Annotated in this window: 21 protein-coding genes, 4 tRNA genes and 1 pseudogene; 4 read left to right on the top strand and 22 right to left on the bottom strand. The window is 60.3% G+C overall.

Annotated elements, in window-relative coordinates; genetic code table 11:
* The first annotated feature begins 23 nt into the window (after positions 1–23).
* Positions 24–731 carry an SOS response-associated peptidase gene (locus DK261_RS29735; RefSeq protein WP_038631292.1) on the top strand — a complete coding sequence of 236 codons (708 nt, stop codon included), beginning with the start codon at positions 24–26 and terminating at the stop codon, positions 729–731.
* Between the two features lie 3 nt (positions 732–734).
* On the opposite strand, the gene DK261_RS29730 is transcribed toward DK261_RS29735, so the two are convergent.
* The 4 genes and pseudogenes from DK261_RS29730 to DK261_RS29715 all read right to left on the bottom strand — a co-directional run bounded on the left by DK261_RS29730 (position 735) and on the right by DK261_RS29715 (position 3,409).
* On the bottom strand, positions 735–1,253 hold the full coding sequence (locus tag DK261_RS29730; RefSeq protein ID WP_038631290.1) for a lysis system i-spanin subunit Rz: 519 nt from the start codon (positions 1,251–1,253) through the stop codon (positions 735–737).
* Positions 1,253–1,677 (bottom strand): annotated as a pseudogene (locus DK261_RS29725) (cell wall hydrolase). The gene DK261_RS29730 and the pseudogene DK261_RS29725 overlap by 1 nt, the downstream one beginning before the upstream one ends.
* 95 nt (positions 1,678–1,772) lie before the next feature.
* Positions 1,773–2,870, bottom strand: a complete 1,098-nt coding sequence (locus tag DK261_RS29720; protein WP_158286950.1) for an acyltransferase — start codon at positions 2,868–2,870, stop codon at positions 1,773–1,775.
* Positions 2,871–3,049: 179 nt separating this feature from the next.
* Positions 3,050–3,409 (bottom strand): hypothetical protein, encoded by a 360-nt coding sequence (locus tag DK261_RS29715; RefSeq protein ID WP_038636499.1) that lies wholly within the window; start codon positions 3,407–3,409, stop codon positions 3,050–3,052.
* Positions 3,410–4,255: 846 nt separating this feature from the next.
* Between DK261_RS29715 and DK261_RS29700 the strand changes: the two genes are divergently transcribed.
* Complete coding sequence (locus DK261_RS29700) at positions 4,256–5,125, top strand: tyrosine-type recombinase/integrase (RefSeq protein ID WP_232539759.1); 870 nt, start codon at positions 4,256–4,258, stop codon at positions 5,123–5,125.
* Positions 5,126–5,212: 87 nt separating this feature from the next.
* Here the strand turns inward: DK261_RS29700 and DK261_RS29695 are convergent.
* A tRNA-Val gene (locus DK261_RS29695) sits at positions 5,213–5,289 on the bottom strand.
* A 183-nt stretch (positions 5,290–5,472) separates the two neighbouring features.
* Between DK261_RS29695 and DK261_RS29690 the strand changes: the two genes are divergently transcribed.
* Complete coding sequence (locus DK261_RS29690; RefSeq protein WP_038631288.1) at positions 5,473–6,756, top strand: FAD-binding oxidoreductase; 1,284 nt, start codon at positions 5,473–5,475, stop codon at positions 6,754–6,756.
* 211 nt (positions 6,757–6,967) lie between these two features.
* On the opposite strand, the gene DK261_RS29685 is transcribed toward DK261_RS29690, so the two are convergent.
* The 12 genes from DK261_RS29685 to truA all read right to left on the bottom strand — a co-directional run bounded on the left by DK261_RS29685 (position 6,968) and on the right by truA (position 16,407).
* Positions 6,968–7,044, bottom strand: a tRNA-Asp gene (locus DK261_RS29685).
* A gap of 101 nt (positions 7,045–7,145) precedes the next feature.
* A tRNA-Asp gene (locus DK261_RS29680) sits at positions 7,146–7,222 on the bottom strand.
* A gap of 59 nt (positions 7,223–7,281) precedes the next feature.
* Positions 7,282–7,357, bottom strand: a tRNA-Val gene (locus tag DK261_RS29675).
* A gap of 159 nt (positions 7,358–7,516) precedes the next feature.
* Positions 7,517–8,284, bottom strand: a complete 768-nt coding sequence (locus DK261_RS29670; RefSeq protein WP_219733791.1) for an SDR family oxidoreductase — start codon at positions 8,282–8,284, stop codon at positions 7,517–7,519.
* 5 nt (positions 8,285–8,289) lie between these two features.
* Positions 8,290–9,501, bottom strand: coding sequence for an O-succinylhomoserine sulfhydrylase (locus DK261_RS29665; RefSeq protein ID WP_009048109.1), 1,212 nt, complete (start codon positions 9,499–9,501; stop codon positions 8,290–8,292).
* A gap of 33 nt (positions 9,502–9,534) precedes the next feature.
* On the bottom strand, positions 9,535–11,040 hold the full coding sequence (purF, locus tag DK261_RS29660; protein WP_009048108.1) for an amidophosphoribosyltransferase: 1,506 nt from the start codon (positions 11,038–11,040) through the stop codon (positions 9,535–9,537).
* 41 nt (positions 11,041–11,081) lie between these two features.
* Entirely contained in the window at positions 11,082–11,639 is a 558-nt protein-coding gene (locus DK261_RS29655) for a CvpA family protein (RefSeq protein ID WP_009048107.1), read from the bottom strand.
* Between the two features lie 98 nt (positions 11,640–11,737).
* Positions 11,738–12,418, bottom strand: a complete 681-nt coding sequence (locus DK261_RS29650; protein ID WP_038631284.1) for an SPOR domain-containing protein — start codon at positions 12,416–12,418, stop codon at positions 11,738–11,740.
* Entirely contained in the window at positions 12,402–13,709 is a 1,308-nt protein-coding gene (gene folC, locus DK261_RS29645) for a bifunctional tetrahydrofolate synthase/dihydrofolate synthase (RefSeq protein ID WP_038631282.1), read from the bottom strand. The genes DK261_RS29650 and folC overlap by 17 nt, the downstream gene beginning before the upstream one ends.
* Positions 13,706–14,626, bottom strand: coding sequence for an acetyl-CoA carboxylase, carboxyltransferase subunit beta (gene accD, locus DK261_RS29640; protein WP_007921980.1), 921 nt, complete (start codon positions 14,624–14,626; stop codon positions 13,706–13,708). The genes folC and accD overlap by 4 nt, the downstream gene beginning before the upstream one ends.
* A gap of 268 nt (positions 14,627–14,894) precedes the next feature.
* Positions 14,895–15,518 (bottom strand): phosphoribosylanthranilate isomerase, encoded by a 624-nt coding sequence (locus DK261_RS29635; RefSeq protein ID WP_023968620.1) that lies wholly within the window; start codon positions 15,516–15,518, stop codon positions 14,895–14,897.
* A gap of 64 nt (positions 15,519–15,582) precedes the next feature.
* The gene (gene truA, locus DK261_RS29630; RefSeq protein ID WP_016704910.1) at positions 15,583–16,407 is read right to left on the bottom strand and encodes a tRNA pseudouridine(38-40) synthase TruA; all 825 of its coding nucleotides are present in this window, start codon (positions 16,405–16,407) and stop codon (positions 15,583–15,585) included.
* Between the two features lie 230 nt (positions 16,408–16,637).
* Between truA and DK261_RS29625 the strand changes: the two genes are divergently transcribed.
* Positions 16,638–17,297, top strand: a complete 660-nt coding sequence (locus DK261_RS29625) for a M24 family metallopeptidase (protein ID WP_016704911.1) — start codon at positions 16,638–16,640, stop codon at positions 17,295–17,297.
* A 78-nt stretch (positions 17,298–17,375) separates the two neighbouring features.
* On the opposite strand, the gene DK261_RS29620 is transcribed toward DK261_RS29625, so the two are convergent.
* The 5 genes from DK261_RS29620 to leuD form a co-directional block, all read right to left on the bottom strand.
* Positions 17,376–19,973 carry a FimV/HubP family polar landmark protein gene (locus tag DK261_RS29620; RefSeq protein ID WP_110177245.1) on the bottom strand — a complete coding sequence of 866 codons (2,598 nt, stop codon included), beginning with the start codon at positions 19,971–19,973 and terminating at the stop codon, positions 17,376–17,378.
* Between the two features lie 202 nt (positions 19,974–20,175).
* Positions 20,176–21,186: an aspartate-semialdehyde dehydrogenase gene (locus DK261_RS29615; protein ID WP_110177243.1), complete on the bottom strand. Its 1,011-nt coding sequence runs from the start codon at positions 21,184–21,186 to the stop codon at positions 20,176–20,178.
* Positions 21,187–21,370: 184 nt separating this feature from the next.
* Positions 21,371–22,483, bottom strand: coding sequence for an aspartate-semialdehyde dehydrogenase (gene asd / locus DK261_RS29610; protein WP_007921989.1), 1,113 nt, complete (start codon positions 22,481–22,483; stop codon positions 21,371–21,373).
* Between the two features lie 54 nt (positions 22,484–22,537).
* Positions 22,538–23,620: a 3-isopropylmalate dehydrogenase gene (gene leuB, locus DK261_RS29605; protein WP_009048099.1), complete on the bottom strand. Its 1,083-nt coding sequence runs from the start codon at positions 23,618–23,620 to the stop codon at positions 22,538–22,540.
* Between the two features lie 228 nt (positions 23,621–23,848).
* Positions 23,849–24,493, bottom strand: coding sequence for a 3-isopropylmalate dehydratase small subunit (gene leuD, locus DK261_RS29600; protein ID WP_009048098.1), 645 nt, complete (start codon positions 24,491–24,493; stop codon positions 23,849–23,851).
* Positions 24,494–24,495 lie beyond the last annotated feature (2 nt).

Below are 24,495 nucleotides of genomic sequence, written 5' to 3'. Positions count from 1 at the left end.
GGGCCATCACTTCGGAGGCGAGCATGTGCGGACGTATCGCTCAGTACCACGGCATCCACGACTTTGTTGCGGTGCTCAGCATGCCCGGGGCCCTGGTCAACACCGTCGGCAATCAACCGCTGGGGAGGTACAACGTGCCACCGACGACAAATGTCGCCCTGCTCCACATGGAAAACGGCGCGCTGCATGCTGACCTGCTCAGGTGGTCTTGGAAGCCGCATTGGGCAACCAATCGGGCCGAACCCAACGCCCGCTCCGAAAAGGTCGCGCACAACCCCTATTACCGGGCTGCCTGGCCAAATAGAGCGATCACGCCGATAGACGGATGGTTTGAATGGCTGGCAGATGAAGGCGGAAAACAGCCCTACTACATCCGGCGCCGTGATGGTTTGCCCAGCCTATGCGCGTCGATTGGCCATTGGCCGCATTCTGACGAGCTACCCCGGGAGCACGACGGCTTTGTGATCATCACCGCCGACTCCGCCGGTGGCATGGTCGATATTCACGACCGGCGGCCAGTGGTCCTGGCAACTGAGCTGGCCCGGGAATGGCTGGATCCGGCGACACCCAAGGAGCGGGCCGAGCTGATGCTGATGCACCAGGGCGAACCGTCCGAAGCGTTAGAGTGGTTCAAGGTCGACCGCGCCGCGGGCAACACGAAGAACCAAGGGGCTCACTTGATCGACACTATCGGCGAGATTCATGGCGGGGCGTTCGTGAATAACGGCTGAGCCTCAGCGAGTAAGCGCTCTCACATACGCCAGGCACGCCTGCAGGGCGATCAGCCCCCGGTCGCCGTCGTCGGTGATGCCGACAATTCGTTGAGCATGCGCCGGGTCAAGTCGGGCTCGCGAGGCTCCATGAACCAGGCCGCCGGTGGCGGCGGTGGCAGGCACTGCGCAGCCGGAGGCATTGTCCTGGGCATCGAGGAGGACTGACAGGCGCAGGTCAGCAGTAGCAAGGCGGTCACGCAAGCGAGCTTGGTCTTTCTGAGCATTTGTCAGCTCCTGGTAGTGGGATTTGTCGGCGATGGCCAGGCGCTGCTCGAGCGCAAGGCGTTTACCTTGCTCTGCCTGCTGCTGGGCTGTAGCTGCGCCGCTGATCGCGGTCAGGTCGTCTTGATGCAGCCTCGCCTGTTCCTCCAGCTGCTTACCATAGCGCCAGTCCTGGATTCTCCAGACCCCGCCCGCGCTGGCGGAGATCAGCAGGACGACCAGCACCAACAAGCCGATCAGTTTTTGCACCGCCGTCATCACGGCACGTCCCTGAAGAAGACGTGTTGCCCGATGCGTACCGTCTGCTTGGCCTTCGCCACCCAGACCGGGGCCTTGGGCATAGTGGTCGCGTAGTAGTGCGTGGCGCCGCCGGTGGGATCAGGCACCGCGCCGTCGATCACCTTGCCAGCGGCGATCCGCGCCTGAGCCAGTTCACGGAACGGGATCTCTTTCACCCCGATCAGGAACTGATAGTTCGGATCGGTCTTGTTCCAGCAGCTGAACTGGTACGGCTTCTGGCATACACCGGCGTAGCCCTCCCCCCACCACGAATTGGGCTTTCCGTCATTCACACGGTTGCGGATCGCCCAGGTCACGGCGATCTGGCCGGCCGTTCCTTCGCCGCGGCCCCCCCCCACAACGTGCGGGCGAGGATGTCGCGGTCTTTATCGGTTGCAGTCATCACTTTTCTCCAGACGAAAAAAAGCCCGCTTTTTAGCGGGCTGAATAAAGAACAATATTTACAAATCTTCTTCCACATTATGAAGCTTAGTGAAATTAACTAACCACTTGGATTTGCGATGAGCGAACTGAGGTTTTTTTATGCGCATAATTTATGATTGGCTTCTCCACTAAATACCAAGAAATAGAAGTTATCAAAAGGGTACCTAAAAATATTGTACCGACCAAAAATGGAATAGGGTAGGCTAGCCCCCCATAAAAACCTAAGATCGGATCATGACCTCCATACATAACCGTTTGAATCAACGGATAGTGCCAAAGATAAAAACCATATGAAACAGTCCCAAGCCATACTAATGGCTTAAAGCTCAAAACCCTTACAAGCATGGAGTTCTGATCCGACACAACTTTTGCGATAACCATTGCGGACGCTACTGCAACGATACCGAAGCCATACCTACTAAGCGAGAAGTCGGTAATCTCCTGACTGAATAGAACAACCAGAAGAAACGCCAGCGCAGGAACCCACAAGAGACCTACTCGACGCAGCGCATCGGTAGACACTAGAGCCAACAAAGCCCCTACCAACAAGGCGTCAGCATGCGTATCAAACCCATTATATATTCTAGATAAGTGCGCATTACCGAGAAAGAGGTACGTTCTCCAAGCTACAATACTCAAGATCAATGAGAAAATGAAGAGTGGAAGCTTTCGAGGTGAGCACCATATAAGCAAGGATAGCAGCAACGGCCATAACAGATAGAACTGCTCTTCGATTGCTAGCGACCAAGTGTGACCTGTCAGAACGGCGTCGTACCACTCAAACGCCCGATACCAATTCATCACATACAACAGCGACGGAATAGTCTCAAGCGTCAAATTATATTTATTGTAAACAGCACAATAAGCCGCAACAGCAATCAACAAGAGAATCAAGGCAGGATACAAACGTCTAGCACGGCGAATATAAAATCCTACAAAATCGATAGCGCCAGATTTATTTTTTTCTCTACATAAAATACTTGTAATCAAGTAGCCACTTAATACAAAGAAAACCTCAACACCGATGTATCCCCCCTTCATTAAGGTGCCACCGGTATGGTGAAAAAATACCGCAATGACAGATAACGCCCTAAGCCCATCCAACCCTAAAATTCTTTTTGCTTCACTTTCACTTTTTTGGCCAGCAAGCATATCCCATACGCCTGAAATCATTGATTAGTAGCAAATTGTATATAATGTACTTCAAGAAGGACACACGAAACCGTCTAACGATACGGGCCTTTCGGCAGAGCAAGGGTGTCGGCAGCAGAATTTTTCCCTCAATCAACCAAGACCTTGGGCATTTTACGAATGGCTGTAGCGGCTTAACATCAGATGGTTTCGACGGAGCTGAAAACGGGTGCAGCCACAATTTCTGGGATGGGAGACTCAACCGGCCAGGCCGGCGAGTCATACCAGCCTTCCCTGGTCGTGACTTTGCCCAGGGCGAACTTATAGGCCTTCCACGCTTTCAAGCTGAGCGTCAACGCCGCGTGCTCAGCCTCGTCTTCCGGCGTAGCCTCGCCGGCCTCGATGCCATAACCCAGCGTTTCAACCCGGTCGGCGATGCGGTCGATCTGCGCCGCGGCCGTTGAGTTGCGGCTGGCAAGCTCTGTCTTGGCCAGTAGCAGCCGTTCAGCTGCGGCCTGAGCCTCCTTTTCCGCCCGGGTGATCAGTCTCGTCCAGTCGATAACTCCAGCCCGCGACGGCCATGGCTCTTGCTCGACCGGCGAATCGTTACCGGCCAAAGGTTGGGGTAAGGCCACTGCACCATCGGGCACATTGACGAGCGGAACCGGAAAAGCCTGGGCCTGGCTGTAGTTAATGGGTAGCGGCAAAAATATGGTCAGGTCCAGCTCGCCGTTGAGCCTTTCGACCTGCCCTGCAAACCATGCAGAGCTGATCGCTGCCGCTGGTAACGTGTCGCCCTCTGCGAGTGGCGAAAAATCGAAGACCTCACCATTCAACACCAGGGAATCACCGTTCCGCACGACACTCAGCGTGTTGTCGCTCCGGATTGGGCGCAATTCAATTCACATAAGAACCATCTCCCAATTGCAAAAATGTTAAACGACAAACCAGAAGTGATCGTTGATGCGGCTGGAGATGCAAGGTACAGGCTGAACGTATTGCCATTGGTAGCCTCTGCAAGCGGGCACCAAGCGGCCCTCCCCGCTACGGATGCATCGCGCATTTGAACAAAGAGCAAAGGGATTCCGGCGAACATAGCCGGCATGTTGCCGACAATGGGGCCTGCATATCGATTCGCAGCTACTGCGCTCCAGCCAAAGGTACCGCTCACATTTTGCATTGTGATCATGTGCCCAGAGGCGAACTTTACCCATGACCCGGCACTGCTTGATCCGGCCTCGAAAATTGCGCCGGTCGGAAGGCCGCCGGATTGAGAGACCGTGCCTAGAATCGCTGAGGCCACAAGTTTTTGAGCAGTACCAGTGTTATTTCCAGTACCCCCACTGGCTATCGGCAAAATCTCATAGTTACCGGTCGTACCGAGCACTGCCGTTTTCGCGCCATAGGTGTTCAAGGGTTACGCGGCACGCACCCTGGAAGAGATCAAGTTCAAGCTTGAACGGTACCGGCAGGATCTCGGCGAGCGACTGATCGGGCAGATGGATGTGCTGGCCATGACCGAATACCTGGACCAGTTCAGCAACAACGCCTACACGAAGCACCGCGGTCTGTGGGTGCAGATCTTCGCCTTCGCCGTGGCCAAGGGCCTGGCCGAACGCAACTGCGCCGAGCTGACGCTGGTGAAGAAGGAAGCGGAGAAGAAGCGCCAGCGGCACACGCCTGAAGGCCTGAAGATGATCATCGACGCGGTGACCACGCCGCCGTGGCTCAAGCGCGCGATTCGTCTGGCACTGGCTAGCCTTCAGCGCCGCGAGGATATCGTGACCTGGCTGAAGTCGGCGGCCGACATGGAGAAGAACACGCTGACAGTATCGCCCGGGAAAACCCAGGGCTACGACAACCCGGTGCACCTGAAGATCACCATGGGTGCATCGCTGCGTGAGGTTGTCGGGGAATGCCTGCGCTCGCCGCTGGTGTCGCCGTATCTGATCCACTACCAGCCGAAAGCTAGGCGCCGGGAACAGATCGATGCCAAGGACCACTGGACGTCGGTGACACCGGACTACCTGACCAAGGAGTTCAGCAAGGCCCGGGATGCAGCGCATGCCTATGACAACGTGCCGTCCGGTGAGCGCCCCACTTTTCACGAGATCCGCGCTTTAGGGGCGTGGCTGTACGAGCAGCAGAATTTCCCGCAGGAGTACATCCAGGCACTGCTGGGGCATGCGGACGAGAAGATGACGAAGCACTACCAGGAGGGGCACGGCGACAAGACGATCGAGTATGTTGAGGTGAGCGCCGAATTGACGTTCTGAGGTGGGAGTTTTGCAAACCGCAGGCAACAAAAAAGGGCCCACCTTTCAGTGAGCCCTTTCAGACCGCCCAGCAGAGCGGATTTTGTTTGGTAGGCGCGATTGGACTCGAACCAACGACCCCCACCATGTCAAGGTGGTGCTCTAACCAACTGAGCTACGTGCCTGCTGTGAGGCGGCATTCTACGGAATTCCGGAGGGGTGTCAATACCTTTTTTGCAGCTAACCCTCTGAATATGCGAATTTTTATTTTTTGAGTCTGCCAAGAAGATTTTTCGATGGCTGGTAGGCGTTTTTCAACTCAGGTAGGATCCACGCAATCGTCAAGAATATTAAACAGAGGTTGCAGGATGGCGAACACTCCTTACCCACAGTCGTATTACGCGGCGTCAGCCAACGCTGCTCCAGCCCGCCCGCTGCTGCAAGACGATGTGGAAACCGATGTCTGCGTGATCGGTGCCGGCTACACCGGCCTCTCCAGCGCCCTGTTCCTGCTTGAGAACGGTTTTAAAGTCACCGCCCTGGAAGCGGCCAGGGTTGGCTTCGGCGCTTCCGGGCGTAACGGTGGGCAGATCGTCAACAGCTATAGCCGCGACATTGATGTGATTGAACGCAGTGTCGGCCCCAAGCAGGCTCAATTGCTTGGCCAGATGGCCTTCGAAGGCGGCAGGATCATTCGTGAGCGGGTCGCCAAGTATCAAATCCAGTGCGACTTGAAGGATGGCGGAGTGTTCGCCGCCATCACCAGCAAGCAGATGGGCCACCTGGAGTCGCAAAAGCGCCTGTGGGAGCGCTACGGCCACCCCCAGTTGGAATTGCTGGATCAGCGTCGCATTCGCGAAGTCGTCGCCTGTGACCTGTATCAGGGCGGCATGCTCGACATGAGCGGCGGGCATATCCATCCACTCAATCTTGCACTGGGTGAAGCAGCAGCCGTGGAGTCCCTGGGCGGTGTTATCTACGAGCAATCCCCTGCAGTGCGCATCGAACGCGGCGCCAATCCGGTGATACATACCCCACAAGGCAAAGTCAGGGCCAAGTTCGTCATAGTCGCGGGCAACGCCTACCTGGGCAACCTGGTGCCGGAACTGGCCTCCAAATCGATGCCATGCGGCACCCAGGTCATCACCACCGAACCATTGGGCGATGAGCTGGCAAAAAGTCTTCTCCCTCAGGACTACTGCGTCGAGGACTGCAACTATCTGCTGGATTACTACCGCCTTTCTGCCGACAAGCGCCTTATCTTTGGCGGCGGCGTGGTGTACGGCGCTCGCGACCCGGCAAATATCGAAGCCATCATCCGACCGAAGATGCTCAAGGCCTTCCCGCAACTCAAGGATGTGAAGATCGACTACGCCTGGACCGGCAACTTCCTGCTGACCCTGTCGCGCCTGCCGCAAGTCGGACGCCTGGGCGACAACATCTACTACTCCCAGGGCTGCAGCGGCCATGGCGTCACCTACACCCACTTGGCGGGCAAGGTACTGGCAGAGGCCCTGCGCGGCCAGGCAGAGCGTTTTGACGCCTTTGCCGAGCTGCCGCACTACCCCTTCCCTGGCGGCCAGCTGTTGCGCACTCCATTCACTGCAATGGGCGCCTGGTATTACAGCCTGCGGGACAAGCTGGGATTCTGATAACCCTGCCCCTCTCCCCAAAAAAACCGCCCATAAGGCGGTTTTTTTTTGAGCTTTGCAGAGGGGAAATATCGACTGCCTGAGCGGCACAGAAAAAGCGGATTCCGAAAACAAAAAACCCCGGTCTTTCGACCAGGGTCTTTGCTATCGATCCGAAGAGCCTGTGGCTTCTTCGTCACCTGAGGGGGTTCAGTGTTCCCTCAAGTAGATATGGCGCAGCGGACGGGACTCGAACCCGCGACCCCCGGCGTGACAGGCCGGTATTCTAACCGACTGAACTACCGCTGCGTATCGCTTGGACTTGCGTCCATGTGAACCGTTTAAATCATCTGACTGGAAAGCTTCGAGGCTTTTCAATCTCAGAGCAGGAATCCCTGATCTGGAAAATATGGCGCAGCGGACGGGACTCGAACCCGCGACCCCCGGCGTGACAGGCCGGTATTCTAACCGACTGAACTACCGCTGCGCGTCGGTTGGATGCTTCCGTGGAAGCCTCCGCCTTTCTTTCGAAAGACACTCAAGAAGTGGTGGGTGATGACGGGATCGAACCGCCGACCCTCTGCTTGTAAGGCAGATGCTCTCCCGGCTGAGCTAATCACCCTTTGCTTCGTTGAGGCCGCGAAATTTACGCAGATACCGATGCTAAGTCAATACCCTGCTTGAAGTTTTTCTGAAAAAGACAAAATCACGACAATGCCTGCAAAAGGGATCAACAACGCCAGCGACCTCAAGCCGCGCTCGCTACGCCCTTCACATGCCATCAATCGCGATAAATCATTTTCTTGCTCATGCCGCCGTCGACCACGAACTCCTGGCCAGTGACAAAACCGGAGTTCTTCGACAACAGCCACGCCACCATCGCCGCCACATCTTCGACCGTCCCTACCCTGCCTGCCGGATGCTGGGCATGATCGGCATCGCTCAAAGGTTCGGCCCGACGCGCCGCCGGATCCCGCGCATCGATCCAGCCAGGACTGACCGCATTGACCCGAATCTCCGGCCCCAGACTCATGGCTAATGCATGGGTCAAGGCCAGCAGGCCGCCCTTGCTCGCTGCATAGGCCTCAGTGTCGGGTTCCGATTGCCGGGCACGGGTAGATGCCAGGTTGACGATGGCTCCGCCATGAGCGCGCAAATACGGCGCACAATGCTTGGCCAGGAGCATCGGACCGCTGAGGTTCACCGCCAGCACCCGATTCCAGTAAGCCAGGTCGAGGCTTTCCAGGGTGATGTTGCGTGGATCGGCGACCGCCGCATTGCACACCAGCGCATCGAGGCGCCCGAACTGCCCCAGCACTTCGGCGACCCCCAGGGCGACCTGCGCTTCATCCGCCACATCCATGCCGATGAACCAGGCGCTGTCACCCAGGACCTTGGCCACCTGGGAGCCGCGCACGCGGTCCAGATCGGTCAACACCACCTGCCAGCCCTCGCTGATCAGCCAGGCGGCGATGCCCAGGCCGATACCGCGTGCCGCGCCAGTCACCAGCGCGACGCGGCCGTTGGCAATGCTCTGCTGTTCGGACAACTCGATCACAAGGCTGCCAAGCCGCGCGCCAGATCGGCTTGCAGGTCCACCACATCCTCAAGGCCGACAGCGATACGAATCAGGCTGTCACGAATGCCCGCCGCTTCACGCTCTTGCGGCGCCAGACGACCGTGAGAGGTGGTGCTCGGGTGAGTGATGGTGGTCTTGCTATCGCCCAGGTTGGCGGTAATGGAGATCAGGCGAGTGGCGTCGATAAAACGCCAGGCCCCTTCCTTGCCACCCTTGACCTCGAAGCTCACCACCGCACCGAAACCACGCTGCTGACGCTTGGCCAGCTCGTATTGCGGATGACTTGGCAGACCGGCGTAGTGCACTTTCTCGATGCCGTCCTGCTGCTCCAGCCATTCGGCCAGGGCCTGGGCGTTGGCACAATGGGCGCGCATACGCAGGTTGAGGGTTTCGAGGCCCTTGAGGAAGATCCAGGCGTTGAACGGACTCAGGGTCGGCCCCGCGGTACGCAGGAAACCCACCACTTCTTTCATTTGTTCGCTGCGGCCAGCCACCACACCGCCCATGCAACGACCCTGGCCGTCGATGAACTTGGTTGCCGAGTGCACCACCACGTCCGCGCCCAGCTTCAGCGGCTGCTGCAGTGCCGGGGTGCAGAAACAGTTGTCGACCACCAGCATCGCGCCCTTGGCGTGAGCCACTTCGGACAGCGCAGCGATATCCACCAGCTCGGCGAGCGGGTTGGACGGCGACTCAACGAACAGCAACTTGGTATTGGCCTTGATTGCCGCATCCCAGCCGGACAAGTCCGCCAGGGGCACGTAATCGACCTCGATACCGAAGCGTTTGAAATACTTTTCGAACAGGCTGATGGTCGAACCAAACACACTGCGCGAAACCAATACATGATCGCCCGCGCTGCACAAACTCATGACCACCGAGAGAATGGCCGCCATGCCGGTGGCCGTGGCCACGGCCTGCTCGGCGCCCTCCAGGGCGGCGATGCGCTCTTCGAACGCTCGCACGGTCGGGTTGGTGTAGCGGGAATAGACATTGCCCGGCACCTCGCCGGCAAACCGCGCGGCCGCATCGGCGGCCGTACGGAACACGTAGCTGGAGGTGAAGAACATCGGATCACCGTGCTCCCCTTCCGGGGTACGGTGTTGGCCGGCGCGCACGGCCAGGGTATCGAAAGCTACGCCATCAAGGTCGCTGTCCAGCCGACCGGCATCCCAATCCTGACTCATGCCGCCTACTCCTTATGTCTTTAGTGCTCTAAATCAGTTGTTGTACAGATCGATGATCGCACTGACCGCCTGGGTCTTGGCCTTGGAGGCATCGTTACGTGCGTTTTCGATCTTGTTCAGGTAGGCCTCGTCGACGTCGCCGGTGACATACTTGCCATCGAACACCGCGCAGTCGAAGCTCTCGATCTTGATCTTGCCGCCACCGACCGCTTCGATCAGGTCAGGCAGATCCTGATAGATCAGCCAGTCGGCGCCGATCAGATCGGCCACATCCTGAGTCGAACGATTGTGTGCGATCAGCTCGTGAGCACTCGGCATGTCGATGCCGTATACGTTCGGGAAACGCACGGCAGGCGCCGCGGAGCAGAAGTAGACGTTCTTCGCACCGGCTTCACGGGCCATCTGGATGATCTGCTTGCAGGTGGTGCCGCGCACGATCGAGTCATCCACCAGCATCACGTTCTTGCCACGGAATTCCAGCTCGATGGCATTGAGTTTCTGGCGCACGGATTTTTTCCGCGCGGCCTGGCCCGGCATGATGAAGGTCCGGCCGATGTAGCGGTTCTTCACGAAGCCTTCGCGAAACTTGACGCCCAGGTGGTTCGCCAGCTCCAGCGCTGCGGTGCGGCTGGTATCCGGAATCGGGATGACCACGTCGATATCGTGATCCGGACGCTCGCGCAGGATCTTCTCGGCCAGCTTCTCACCCATGCGCAGGCGTGCCTTGTACACCGACACACCGTCGATGATCGAGTCCGGACGCGCCAGGTAGACGTGCTCGAAGATGCATGGAGTCAGTTTCGGATTGGTCGCGCACTGGCGGGTGTGCAGCTTGCCGTCTTCAGTGATGTAGACCGCTTCGCCCGGCGCCAGGTCGCGGATCAGGGTGAAACCCAGCACATCCAGGGACACGCTTTCGGAGGCGATCATGTACTCGACGCCTTCGTCGGTGTGACGCTGACCGAAAACGATCGGGCGAATACCGTGAGGGTCGCGGAAACCGACGATGCCATAACCGGTGACCATGGCCACTACCGCATAACCGCCAACACAACGGTTGTGCACGTCGGTCACGGCGGCGAACACGTCTTCTTCGGTCGGTTGCAGCTTGCCGCGCTGGGCCAGCTCGTGAGCGAAGACGTTGAGCAGGACTTCCGAATCGGAATTGGTGTTGACGTGGCGCAAGTCAGATTCGTAGATCTCCTTGGCCAGCTGTTCAACGTTGGTCAGGTTACCGTTATGCGCCAAAGTAATGCCGTAAGGCGAGTTGACGTAAAACGGTTGAGCTTCGGCCGAAGTCGAGCTGCCAGCGGTCGGATAACGCACATGGCCAATACCCATGTGACCGACCAGGCGCTGCATGTGCCGTTGATGGAAAACGTCACGGACCAGGCCGTTGTCCTTGCGCAGGAATAACCGGCCATCATGGCTGGTCACGATACCGGCAGCGTCCTGGCCGCGGTGCTGGAGGACGGTTAGCGCGTCATACAGCGCCTGATTGACGTTCGACTTACCGACGATACCGACGATGCCACACATGCGACGCAACCCCTACTTAATGAAACTGAACTGAACACATCTTACTGAGGCGTTTTGGCCGGTAAGAGTTGTTCCTTGAACGGTATTTCAGCGGGTACGCTGATACCGCTGGCCAGCCACTGACTGCTCCACCCCAATATGAGGTTTTTTGACCAGTCTGCAACCAATAGAAATTGTGGCACCAGTCGCGACTGCTGCCACCAGGAATCCTGTTGTACCGGCCCCAGGCTCAATAGCCCGACTGCCACGACCACCAGCAACGCGCCACGCGCCGCGCCGAAGGCCATGCCCAGGAATCGATCGGTCCCGGATAGCCCGGTGACGCGAACCAATTCGCCGATAAGATAATTGATCATTGCGCCCACGATTAAAGTGGCGACAAACATGATGGCACAGCCCGCGATCACGCGAGCAGAGGGAGTCTCGATGTATCCGCCGAGGTATTCGGACAGAGAGCCACCAAACATCCAGGCAACGACTCCTGCGACGATCCAGGTAAGCAGCGACAGCGCTTCTTTGACGAAGCCGCGGCTCAAACTGATCAAAGCGGAGATGGCGATGATTGCAACGATCGCCCAGTCAACCCAGGTAAATGGCACAGTGCAGCCTACAGACGGATAAGGCGGCGCATTTTAACAGAGCGCATGGCCGTCGGTAAGCTGCGATTCACTGTGCTTTGCAAATCAAGGCGATAGCCTTAACCGCGTTCAGGCTGGAAGCGCACGACAAAACCCTTGAGGTTCTGCTGACGGCTCAGCAAATCGCGCAGGCGGTCTGCCTCGGCCCGCTCGATCAACGGACCGACGAATACCCGGTTCTTGCCATCGGCGGAACGGATATAGGCGTTGTAACCCTGGCTGCGCAAGGTTTTCTGGAGGTTTTCAGCACTTTCCCGACTGGACAGGCTGGCCAGTTGCACCGACCAACTGACCGACAGGCCATTCGCATCGACACGGCTTGGGGTCGCATCGGGCTTGGCTGGCGCCGCGGCAATCGGCTGGGCCGGAGCCGGCTTGGGCGCGGGTGCAGGCGGCGGAGCCACTGGCTTGCTCGCAGCGACTGGTGGCGCCACCGGAATCGGGGCTGGAGCTGCAACAGGGGCACTTGGAGCAATCGGCATCGAAGGCGCGGCCTGCTGGGCCACCTCTTCATCGGTGGGTACCGGCTCTTGTGGCAACGCCTGTGGCTCGGGCACCGCCACAGGCTCGACCTGGATCTGGGTTACCGCGGGGGCCTGAGGTACTGCCGGCGCTTCGACATTGACATGCCGCTGCTCATCTTCGCGGGAAAACAGCATCGGCAGGAAAATCACCGCCAACGCCACCAGAACCAGAGCCCCAACCATTCGCTGCTTGTAGACGTTATCCAGCATAGCCATGTGCAGCTTCCTCCGTGGAGCGCCGGGCGAGCCACTCGAGCGCCTCGGCAACACAATAAAAAGATCCGAACAGCAGAATCTCGTCTTCGGCCGTAGCCTGCGCACACTGCCCTTCCAAAGCAGCGGCGACACTCTCGTAAGACGTTACCGAAGCCCCAAGGTTCTCCAGTGCCGCCTGCAAGTCCGCAACGGGACGCGCGCGGGCAGAATCCAGCGGCGCCACCGCCCAATGCTCGACACAGGCATCCAGACGGGCAACCACGCCTTCCAGATCCTTGTCCGCCAACAGGCCGAATACCGCCAGGCGCTTGCCCGCCACGGGGCGGCGCATCAGGCGTTCAGCCAGATATTCCGCGGCATGGGGGTTGTGCCCGACATCCAGCAACAGGTTCAGGCGCTTGCCCTGCCATTCGAGCTGACGGCGATCCAGGCGCCCGACCACTCGCGCCTGCCGCAAGGCTTCGGCGATGCGCCCGGCCTGCCAAGGCAGCCCCAGCAGCAAATAGGCCTGCAAGGCCAGCGCAGCGTTCTCCATGGGCAGATCGAGCAGCGGCAGATCCCGCAACTCGACGGCATTGCCCTGCGCATCGAGACCACGCCACTGCCAGTTCGCCTCGGTAATCCCCAGGTCGAAATCACGACCGCGCAGGAAGAACGGGCAGCTCAGCTCACGCGCCTTATCCAGCAGGGGTTGAGGGGGATTCAGGTCACCACAGAGCGCAGGCGCGCCCTGGCGGAAAATGCCGGCCTTCTCGAAGGCCACGGATTCACGGGTGTCGCCCAGGTAATCGGCATGGTCGACGCCGATACTGGTGACCAGCGCCAGATCGGCATCCACCAGGTTGACCGCATCCAGGCGCCCGCCCAGGCCGACTTCCAGCACCACCGCATCGAGACCGGCGCGCTGGAACAGCCAGAAGGCCGCCAAAGTGCCCATCTCGAAATAGGTCAGGGAAATTTCACCGCGCCCGGCCTCGACCGCGACAAAGGCCTCGCACAGCGAGGCATCGCTGGCTTCGACGCCATCGATCTGCACGCGCTCGTTGTAGCGCAACAGATGGGGAGAATTGTAGACACCGACCTTCAGCCCCTGGGCTCGCAGCAAGGACGCCACGAACGCACAGGTAGAACCCTTGCCGTTGGTACCGGTCACCGTGATGACCCGAGGCGCCAGCCTGCCCAATCCCATGCGGGACGCTACTTCTTGCGAGCGCTCCAGCCCCATATCGATGGCTGACGGATGCAACTGCTCAAGGTAGGCAAGCCAGTCGCCAAGGGTACGTTCGGTCATATGTTTGCAGGCACCGGTGGCACCACGATCGCTTCGACGGGCGCAGCCACGAACTCAGGCGTCGGCAAGCCCATCAGCTGAGCCAGCAGGTTGCCCAGGCGCGGACGCAGTTCCTGGCGCGGGATGATCATGTCGATGGCGCCATGCTCCAACAGGAACTCGCTGCGCTGGAAACCTTCCGGCAGTTTTTCCCGCACGGTCTGCTCGATCACGCGTGGACCGGCGAAACCGACCAGGGCCTTGGGCTCGGCGACAATCACGTCGCCCAGCATCGCCAGACTGGCGGAAACGCCACCGTAGACCGGGTCGGTCAGCACGGAAATGAATGGCAACCCTTCTTCACGCAGACGCGCCAGCACCGCGGAGGTCTTGGCCATTTGCATCAGGGAGATCAGCGCTTCCTGCATCCGAGCACCGCCGGAAGCGGAGAAGCAGACCATCGGGCAACGCTTTTCCAGCGCGTAGTTGGCAGCACGCACAAAACGCTCGCCGACGATGGCGCCCATGGAACCGCCCATGAAGGAGAATTCGAACGCCGATACCACCACCGGCATCCCCAGCAGGGTACCGCTCATGGAAATCAGCGCGTCCTTTTCACCGGTCTGCTTCTGGGCCGCGGTCAGGCGATCCTTGTACTTCTTGCCGTCGCGGAATTTCAGACGGTCTACCGGCTCCAGGTCGGCACCCAGTTCGGCACGGCCTTCAGCGTCGAGGAAAATGTCGATGCGGGCGCGAGCGCCGATGCGCATGTGATGGTTGCACTTGGGGCAAACGTCCAGGGTCTTTTCCAGCTCCGGACGATACAGCACCGCCTCGCAGGATGGGCACTTGTGCCACAGACCTTCAGGCACCGAGCTTTTCTTCACCTCGGAACGCATGATCGAAGGGATCAGTTTGTCTACTAACCAGTTGCTCATGCTTTCTTTCTCCAGTACCGGCGACCCGAACGCTCTGGTTCGCGGCCCCGCGTATGCCCTTGAGCTAAATTCATGTGTGCGGCGATGATCTGTTCGCTACCGCGGTCAGCGCGAGCTTGACCTGCCTGTACCGAACGGCTCCTCAGCCATCCCGGCAACCCCCGGATAGAGCGGTTGCCACTTCGATTTCGGCCCGCCCAGCGACGGTGCCGGCCTGTTTTGTACAGTGGTGTTATGGACGGCGGCAGACTGCCAGCCGTCACATCGACTAACAGCTGCCGCGAACGGCCTGCATAAATGCGCGAATTTTTGCGTGATCCTTGATGCCCTTGCTCTGCTCCACCCCACCGCTGACATCCACCGCGTAGGGGCGAACCTGTGCTATCGCCTGGCCGACATTCTCGGCAGTCAAGCCACCGGCCAGGATGATCGGCTTGCTCAAGCCTTGCGGCACCAGTGACCAGTCGAAGGCTTCGCCGGTTCCACCGGGCACGCCCTCGACATAGGTATCGAGCAGAATGCCGCTGGCCCGCGCATATGCTGCGCAACTGCCAGCAATATCGTCGCCGGCCTTGACTCGCAGCGCCTTGATGTAGGGCCGGTGATAGCCCTCGCAGTCCGCCGGCGCTTCATCGCCATGAAACTGCAACAGGTCCAGCGGTACTGCATCGAGGATCTCGCCCAGCTCGCAGCGGCTGGCATTGACGAACAGGCCCACGGTGGTCACGAACGGCGGCAGCGCGGCAATGATTGCCCGCGCCTGCTGGACGCTTACCGCCCGCGGGCTCTTGGCGTAGAACACCAGCCCGATGGCATCGGCCCCGGCCTCGACCGCCGCCAGCGCATCCTCAATGCGGGTAATCCCACAAATTTTGCTGCGAACGGCTGACATGTCGTTTAAACCTCAGGGCAAATCCGGGGAAAGTCCCGGATGGTAGCAAATGCTTTTCCGGGCGTCAGCCGTCAAGTTCCGAGAAGCCGGTGAGGAAATGTGGCCCGATGTATCGCTCGGGCAACTCGAACTCATCGTGGTACTCGACCTGCACCAGATACAGCCCGAAAGGATGCGCCGTCACCCCGCCCGTGCGGCGAATCCGGCTCTCCAGCACTTCCCTGGCCCACTCGACCGGACGCTCGCCCGCGCCGATGGTCATCAGCACCCCGGCGATATTGCGCACCATGTGATGCAGGAACGCGCTGGCGCGGATATCCAGGACAATCATCTTGCCGTGCCGGGTGACCCGCAGATGGTGGATTTCCTTGATCGGCGACTTGGCCTGGCACTGCCCGGCGCGGAATGCGCTGAAATCATGGGTGCCCACCAGATGCTGGGCAGCCTCGGCCATCCGCTCGACATCCAGCGGGCGGTGGTTCCAGGTGATCTCCTCGTTCAGGTGCGCCGGACGGATCTGGTCGTTGTAGATCACGTAGCGATAGCGGCGGGCAATCGCCTTGAACCGCGCATGAAAATGCGCCGGCATGACCTTGGCCCAGCTCACACTGATGTCGTGGGGCAGGTTGATATTGGCCCCCATCACCCACGCCTTCATCGAACGCTCGGCCTGGGTATCGAAGTGCACCACTTGCCCGCAGGCGTGCACGCCGGCGTCGGTACGCCCGGCGCAAGACAGCAGCACCGGCGAATCCGCCACCCGGGACAGCGCCTTTTCGAGGGTTTCCTGGACACTCGGGACACCGGAAGCCTGACGCTGCCAGCCGCGATAACGCGAGCCCTTGTATTCGACACCCAACGCGATTCTGAAAAAGCCTGCGGCCGCCATTTCGGCGGCCGCGTTATCTATATTTGCCAAGAACTTACAGCCTGCTGATATGCGCAAAGGCGGCCATTATAAGGCGCGCGCAGACAGACGCCATGCGCGGCCCGCTTTTAGTTGAGGTTTGCCGATTATGCGCCGGCGGGCGTAAACAGGATTGCGTGAAAACCGGGACCAACGCTATATAGACAAATATATAGCGATAAGCATAAATCCACTCGACCGGGACCTGACCAATGACCGCCATCAACAAGGAGGCCGTGGGCCTCGCCTATACCCTGCAGGGCATGCTTCACGCCAAGCACAAGACCTGGGAAGCCATCACCCAGATAGCCGCACGCATCCGGCCAGGCATGCTCGAGTCCCAGGCTCGCGCGCTGGGGCTGGAGGTGCTTGCAGAGCTGGGCATGGACAGGATCTGGCATCCGGCGCTGGTGCGTTTTGGCGCAAACACCCTGAAGACCTTCAAGCAACGCTCCGAAGGCGATCCGGTACTGGGTGACAATGACATCTTCTTTATCGACCTGGGGGTGGTCTGGGACCGCCACGAAGGCGATTGCGGCGCGACCTTCGTCACCGGCAACGATCCCGAGATGCAAGCCTGCGCCGCGGCAGCCCAAACCCTGTTCGAACAGGTCCGCGATCACTGGAGCGAGCACAAGGTGGCCGGCCCCGCCCTGTATCGCTATGCCGAAGAACAGGCGAGCGCCATGGGCTGGGTGCTGAATCTGGAGATCAAGGGCCACCGGGTCAGCGACTTCCCCCATGCCATTTATCGAGCGGGCGACCTGGGCAACTTCGAGGCATGCCCCAATGTCGGCCTGTGGATTCTGGAAATCCAGATCGCCCACCCTGCCCGGCCGTTCGGCGCCTTCTACGAAGACCTGTTGGCCTGACAGCACAAGCACTGTCATTGACCCGGAAACAAAAACGGCAGCATCGATGGCTGCCGTTTTTTTGCTGCTACCGCTGACTCAGACCAGACGCGCGAGCATTTCCTTGGCTTCGCTTTTCTGACCGTCGTTACCTTCGCTGATGACTTCGCCGAGAATGTCCCGCGCGCCATCGTTATCGCCCATGTCGATGTAGGCCTGGGCCAGATCGAGCTTGGTCGCCACTTCGTCGGCGCCGGAAAGGAAATCGAAATCCCCTTCGTCAGCACTGCCCGCGGCGTCTTCCGCGGTAAAGGTCGGCTCGGCCAATTCCGGCTGCTCAAGGCTTTGCGACAAGCGATCCAGCTCGGCGTTGACATCGTCCAGCTCGGACGCGAAAGCATCCTTGGCAGCGGGCTGGGCATCCATCTCGTCCGCCAGGGACAAGTCGAAGTCCGCAGGCAGTTCAAGATCGTCGAGCGCAGCTTCAGTCACCGTCGGCACTTCGGCAGCCGGCAGATCCTTCAGGTCGTCATCCAGGCTGAGAAGGAAATCCTCATCGGCTTGCGCCGCAGCAGGCAGGTCCTCACCCAGATCCAGGTCGAAATCCGACAGGTCGTCCAGGCTTTCCTTGGCTTCGGTTTGCTGCTGCAGCACCGACTCGAAACTCAGGTCGTCATCCAGCGGGAAGTCGTCCAGCTCGGGCTCAGCTTGAGTCGAAGCAGCAGGAGCAGCCGGTGCCGCTGGAGAGGCCGCCTCCAGATCGTCCAGGCTCAGATCGAAATCGGTATCCAGGTCGTCGACAGCTGCTGCCGGCGCAGGCTCCTGTGGCTCGTCGAGCAACAGTTCCTTGACGTATTGAGCATCCAGCGCCGCCGCTGCAGCAGCCGCGCCGAGACCTGCAGCCGCCACCGCAGCCATTGCCGGGAAACGGCTTTTCAGTTGCTCGACTTCAGCGTGGTTCTTGCCATTGGCCACCAGCTGACGTTCCTGGGCCACAAAAGCGCTGCGATCGCCCTGATGGCCATAGACTTCCATCAGCTTCAAACGCAACTCGCTACGCTGTGGCTCCAGCTTGACGGCCTCCTCCAGGATCGCCGCCGCCTGGTTCAGGCGACCGCCATCGATATGGGACTGGGCCTGATCCAGCACATCGACCGGATGCTCGACCGCAGCAGCCACCGGCGCCGCGGTCACCATAGGCGCCACGACTGGAGCTGGAGCTGGAGCTGGAGCTGGAGCCAGCTTGACGCTCGGCGGTGGAACTTCAAGGCCTTCGAAGCTGCTTTCCGGCAGATCCAGGTCCTTGGACAGCTCAGCCTCTTCGGACAGGGCACGCGCCATGCGCAGGTGTTTTTCTGCTTCCAGCTGAGCCTTGCGGCGACGAGCCAGCAACAGCAGCAACAACAGCACCAATATTGCCCCGCCACCCGCCAGCCCCAAGAGGATCGGGTTGGTCAGCAAGTCATTGAATTTGCCTTCATCGGACGCCGGCGCTTGCGCCTGGGCCGGTACCGCTTCAGCCGGGGCCTCGCCCGCTGCTGCCGCAGGATCGGTCACTGGCGCTGCCGGGGTCGCAGGCTGCTCGGCCAGTTGCGCCGGCATGGCCGCGGTCGGTTGTGCTGGCGCCACGGCACCCGCCCCTTCCGCCTGCAATTTGGCCAACTGGTCGTTCTTCAGTTCGATCAGGCGTTGCAGCTTGTCCAGCTGGCTCTGCAGATCCGTCATGCGGCTTTTCAGCTCGGCGTTATCGCGACGGGCCGCATCGAGGCTTTCCTGAGTCACCGCCAGCTTGTTGCTCAGCGCCTGGCTATCGCCAGCCGCACCCTTGCCCCGCGCCTTGCCCGACTCGGCAGACACCAGGCTCAGATTATCCTTGACCGCGCCTTGTGCAGGCGCCTTGTCCGCACCGGCGCGCCGGGTGCCGTCCAGTTGCTGCTGAGCGCCGCGTGGTGCCAGGCGACGCCCCTGACGCCACGCCGTATTCTGCGCGGCGACCTCGGCGATCGCTTGTGGCTGCGGCAGGCTGGTGCTCTGCACGGCATCGGGCAGGCGCAATACCTGCCCGGTTTTCAGCCGGTTGATGTTGCCGTCGATAAAGGCATCCGGATTCAGCGCCTGGATGGCCAGCATGGTTTGCTGGACCGAACCGCCATTACGGGCCTTGGCTGCGATTTCCCAGAGGGTGTCGCGGGCCGAGGTGGTGTATTGGGCAGGCTTGTTGGCACCGGTGACCGGCGCGGCAACCGCTGGAGCCTGCGCCGCGGATTGCGCGGCCGCCTCAGCGGTTTGCGGGGAAAACTTGGACGGATCGAGCAGGACGCTGTAGTCGCGCAGCAGACGGCCATTGGGCCACATCACCTGCACCAGGAACTTGACCATCGGCTCGGAGAGCGGCTGGCTCGAAGTGACCCGCAGCACGCTCTTGCCGTTGGCATTGAGCACCGGGGTAAAGCTCAGGTCATTGAGAAAGGCCTGGCGATCGACGCCCGCCTTGGCAAAATCTTCAGGCGAGGCCAGGCTCGGCACCACCTCGGCGGCGGTGAGATCCTTGACGTCCAGCAACTCGATTTCTGCGACCAGTGGCTGGTTCAGAGTCGACTTCAGGGTCAGCTCCCCGAGCCCAAGCGCCTGCGCCATACCGGAGGACAGCGCCGACGCGGCCGCTATTGCTAACACCAGTTTGCGAACTTGAACCATAGCCTCATCCTTTGTTTGAACATTCCTCGGCCAGCGAGAAGGTGTTGTAGCGCTGCCGTAAGGCATTGCGTGCGGCCTGAAGGGCCGCTTCGCGCGATTATGTCTGCATGCCTTGGAAGAGCGCGACGACAGCTCACCTCCAGCAACCAGCCAAGCATAGCGCCCAGCTAGAATCATTCTGCAAATTGTTGCCAAGTATCTTTTACAGAAGGTCTTTTATCAACAACTCAGCCAGCTGCACCGCGTTGAGCGCAGCCCCTTTGCGTACGTTATCTGACGTCAGCCAGAGATTAAGTTCCGCCGGGTCGTCGATCCCCCCGCGCACCCGACCAACGTAGACCACATCCTGCCCGACCGCATCGCCCACCGCGGTCGGGTAGTCGCCCGCCTCGACCAGCTCGATGCCGGGCGCCGCTTCAAGCACGGCATTGACCGCTTCCAGGTCGATCGCCGTGGCTGACTGCAGAGTCACGCTATAGCTATCGCCAAAAAACACCGGGGCTTGAACACAAGTGACAGAAATCTTTAATAAAGGCTGCGCCAGCACCTCGCGCAACTCTCGGACCAGACGTTTTTCCAACAAGGTGTGACCGTGCTCGTCGGGCGTGCCGACCTGCGCCAACAGGTTGAACGCCATCTGCCGGTCGAAGAATCGCGGCTCCAATGGACGGGCATTGAGCAATTCGGCCGTCTGCCGCGCCAGCTCGGTTACCGCTTCACGGCCCTGGGTGGACACCGCCAGGCTGGCGGTCAGGTTGACCCGCTGGATCTCGAACAATGCCTGCAAGGGCGCCAGGACTACCGCCAGCGACGTGGCCGCGGCGCTGGGGCTGCTCAGTTGAACGGGCTTCTTCAGGCCAGCCAGCACGCGCTCGTTGGCTTCCGGCACCAGATTCGGCGCCTGGGCCGAAGGCAATGCGCCCGACAGGTCGATCACCGCGCAATTGGCCGCCGTGGCCCGCGGGGCGAAGCTCAGGGTCACCGCCGGGCCGGCAGCGAAAAACGCCAGCTGTACCTTGCTGAAATCGAACTCGTCGACCTCGCGCACCCGCACATTTTTTCCACGAAACGGCACCGAATGCCCCGCCGACTCACTGCTGGCCAGCAGGTGCAGGTTGGCGATCGGAAAATCGCGCTCTTCGAGAATCTGGACGAGGGTTTCGCCGACAGTACCGGTGGCACCGATCACGGCGATATCAAAGGACTGGTTCATGGTGCTACCTCTGGCGAAACGGGGGGAGCGGCACTTTACCCGGCGCTTGGGGGCGAGGCAATTTATCAGACCTGACACATCAGACTTTTCGCAAACATGCTCATAGCCAGTAATCAGCAGCGGCTCCGACATAAAAAAGCCCGCGCCTCTTGCAAGGAGCGGGCTCTTTCAACGCATCAGAGGATCAACGCTCGAGCAGGATCCGCAGCATGCGGCGCAGCGGTTCGGCGGCACCCCACAGCAGCTGGTCGCCGACGGTGAACGCGCCGAGGAACTGCGAGCCCATGTTCAGCTTGCGCAGACGGCCCACCGGGATGTTCAGGGTGCCGGTGACCTTGGTCGGGCTCAGCTCCTGCATACTGATATCGCGCTGGTTCGGTACCAGCTTGACCCAAGGATTGTGCTGGCTGATCAACCCTTCGATATCGGCGATCGGCACGTCCTTGTTCAGCTTGATGGTCAGCGCCTGGCTGTGGCAGCGCATGGCGCCGATGCGCACGCAGATGCCGTCGACCGGGATCGGGCTCTTGAAGCGACCGAGGATCTTGTTGGTCTCGGCCTGGGCCTTCCACTCTTCGCGGCTCTGGCCGTTCGGCAGTTCCTTGTCGATCCACGGGATCAGGCTGCCGGCCAGCGGTACGCCGAAGTTCTCGGTCGGGTAGGCATCGCTGCGCATGGCTTCGGCGACCTTGCGGTCGATGTCGAGGATGGCGCTGGCCGGGTTGGCCAGGTCATCCGCCACGGCGGCGTGGGTCGCGCCCATCTGCTTGATCAATTCACGCATGTTCTGCGCGCCGGCACCGGACGCCGCCTGGTAGGTCATGGCGCTCATCCACTCCACCAGACCGGCTTCGAACAGGCCGCCCAGGCCCATCAGCATCAGGCTGACGGTGCAGTTGCCGCCGATATAGTTCTTGGTACCGGAGTCCAGCTGCTGGTCGATGACCTTGCGGTTCACCGGGTCGAGGATGATCACCGCGTCATCCTGCATGCGCAGGCTGGAAGCAGCATCGATCCAGTAGCCCTGCCAGCCGGCTTCGCGCAGCTTGGGGAAGACTTCGCTGGTGTAGTCGCCGCCCTGGCAGGTCAGAATCACGTCGAGGGTCTTCAGCTCTTCAATGCTGTAAGCGTCCTTGAGCGGAGCAATGTCCTTGCCCACGGACGGGCCTTGGCCACCGACATTGGAAGTGGTGAAAAACACCGGCTCGATAAGATCGAAGTCCTGCTCTTCCAGCATCCGCTGCATGAGCACGGAACCGACCATACCGCGCCAACCGATCAGACCTACACGTTTCATCGCAACTACACCTATACAAAAGTGGGCCACCGTCTGAGCGGTGGGCCCGAAAGATTACAGATTCCGCAGCGCGGCGACTACTGCATCGCCCATTTCCTGCGTACCTACCTTGGTGCAACCGGCCGACCAGATGTCGCCAGTGCGCAATCCCTGGTCCAGTACCAGGCTCACGGCCTGCTCGATGGCATCCGCCGCATCGTTCAGGTTGAAGCTGTAACGCAGCATCATCGACACCGACAGAATGGTCGCCAGCGGGTTGGCGATGCCCTGCCCGGCGATGTCCGGCGCCGAACCGTGGCATGGCTCGTACATGCCCTTGTTGTTGGCATCCAGCGACGCCGACGGCAGCATGCCGATGGAACCGGTGAGCATCGACGCTTCGTCGGAAAGAATGTCGCCGAACATGTTGTCGGTGACGATCACGTCGAACTGCTTCGGTGCACGCACCAGTTGCATGGCGGCGTTGTCGACGTACATGTGGCTCAGCTCGACATCCGGGTAATCCTTGGCCACCTGCTCGACCACTTCGCGCCACAGCTGGCTGGACGCCAGGACGTTGGCCTTGTCCACCGAGCAGAGCTTCTTGCCGCGCACACGGGCCATGTCGAAGCCGACACGGGCGATGCGGCGGATTTCACTCTCGCTGTACGGCAGGGTGTCGTAGGACTGACGCTCGCCGTTGTCCAGTTCGCGGGTGCCGCGTGGCGCGCCGAAGTAGATACCGCCGGTCAGCTCGCGGACGATAAGGATGTCCAGGCCGGAGACGATTTCCGGCTTGAGGCTGGAAGCGTCGGCCAGTTGCGGATAAAGGATTGCCGGACGCAGGTTGCCGAACAGGCCCAACTGCGCGCGAATCTTCAGCAGGCCGCGCTCAGGGCGGATATCACGCTCGATCTTGTCCCATTTCGGACCGCCCACGGCGCCCAGCAGGACCGCGTCGGCTGCCCGCGCACGATCCAGGGTCTCGTCGGCCAGCGGCACGCCGTGCTTGTCGATGGCCGCGCCACCGATCACGTCGTGGCTCAGCTCGAAGCCCAGGCTGTACTTGGCGTTGGCCAGCTCCAGCACCTTGACCGCCTCGGCCATGATTTCCGGGCCGATACCGTCACCTGGGAGAATCAGAATCTGCTTGCTCATGCTTTCCTCATTTGCTCTGTCGGTGTGCTGGTCGGCACGCCCGGAAAAATACTGTTGCCTGGCCCGCGGCGTCCGCTCACTCGTAGAGAACGAAGCGCTGGCCCGAATATCAAACCCGCCATGGCTTTTTTGGCGGTTCCGGCGAGTAAAAAGCTCGCTCCTACAGGTTGTGTGTCCTTTCCTGCCGGAGCGAGCTTGCTCGCGATCACTGCGTCACTTTAACGCCGATCAGGCGTCGCGAAACAACCACGGCTGGCTGGCCCGATGCTTGGCCTCGAAAGCGGCAATCGCGTCGCCATCCTGCAAGGTCAGGCCGATATCGTCCAGGCCGTTGAGCAGGCAATGCTTGCGGAACGCATCGATCTCGAATTTCAACACCTTGCCATCGGGACGGGTCACGGTCTGGGCCTGCAGATCGATCTGCAGCTGGTAGCCCGGCTCGGCCTCGACCTGCTGGAACAGTTCATCGACTTCAGCGTCGCTGAGGATGATCGGCAGCAAGCCGTTCTTGAAGCTGTTGTTGAAGAAGATGTCGGCGTAGCTCGGCGCGATGATGCTGCGAAAACCATATTCTTCCAACGCCCAAGGGGCGTGCTCACGGCTGGAGCCGCAACCGAAGTTTTCCCGGGCCAGCAACACGCTGGCGCCCTGGTAACGCTCGGCGTTGAGCACGAAATCCTTGTTCAGCGGACGCTTGGAGTTGTCCTGGTACGGCTGGCCGACATCCAGGTAACGCCACTCGTCGAACAGGTTCGGGCCGAAACCGGTGCGCTTGATCGACTTGAGGAACTGCTTGGGAATGATCTGATCGGTGTCGACGTTGGCACGATCCAAAGGCGCGACAAGACCGGTGTGCTGGGTGAAAGCTTTCATGC

The organism is Pseudomonas sp. RW409 (genome assembly GCF_003184125.1).
GTDB lineage: Bacteria > Pseudomonadota > Gammaproteobacteria > Pseudomonadales > Pseudomonadaceae > Aquipseudomonas > Aquipseudomonas chlororaphis_I.
The sequence above is the reverse complement of the archived record's forward strand: the minus strand, read 5'-3'. Positions and strand labels throughout refer to the sequence as shown.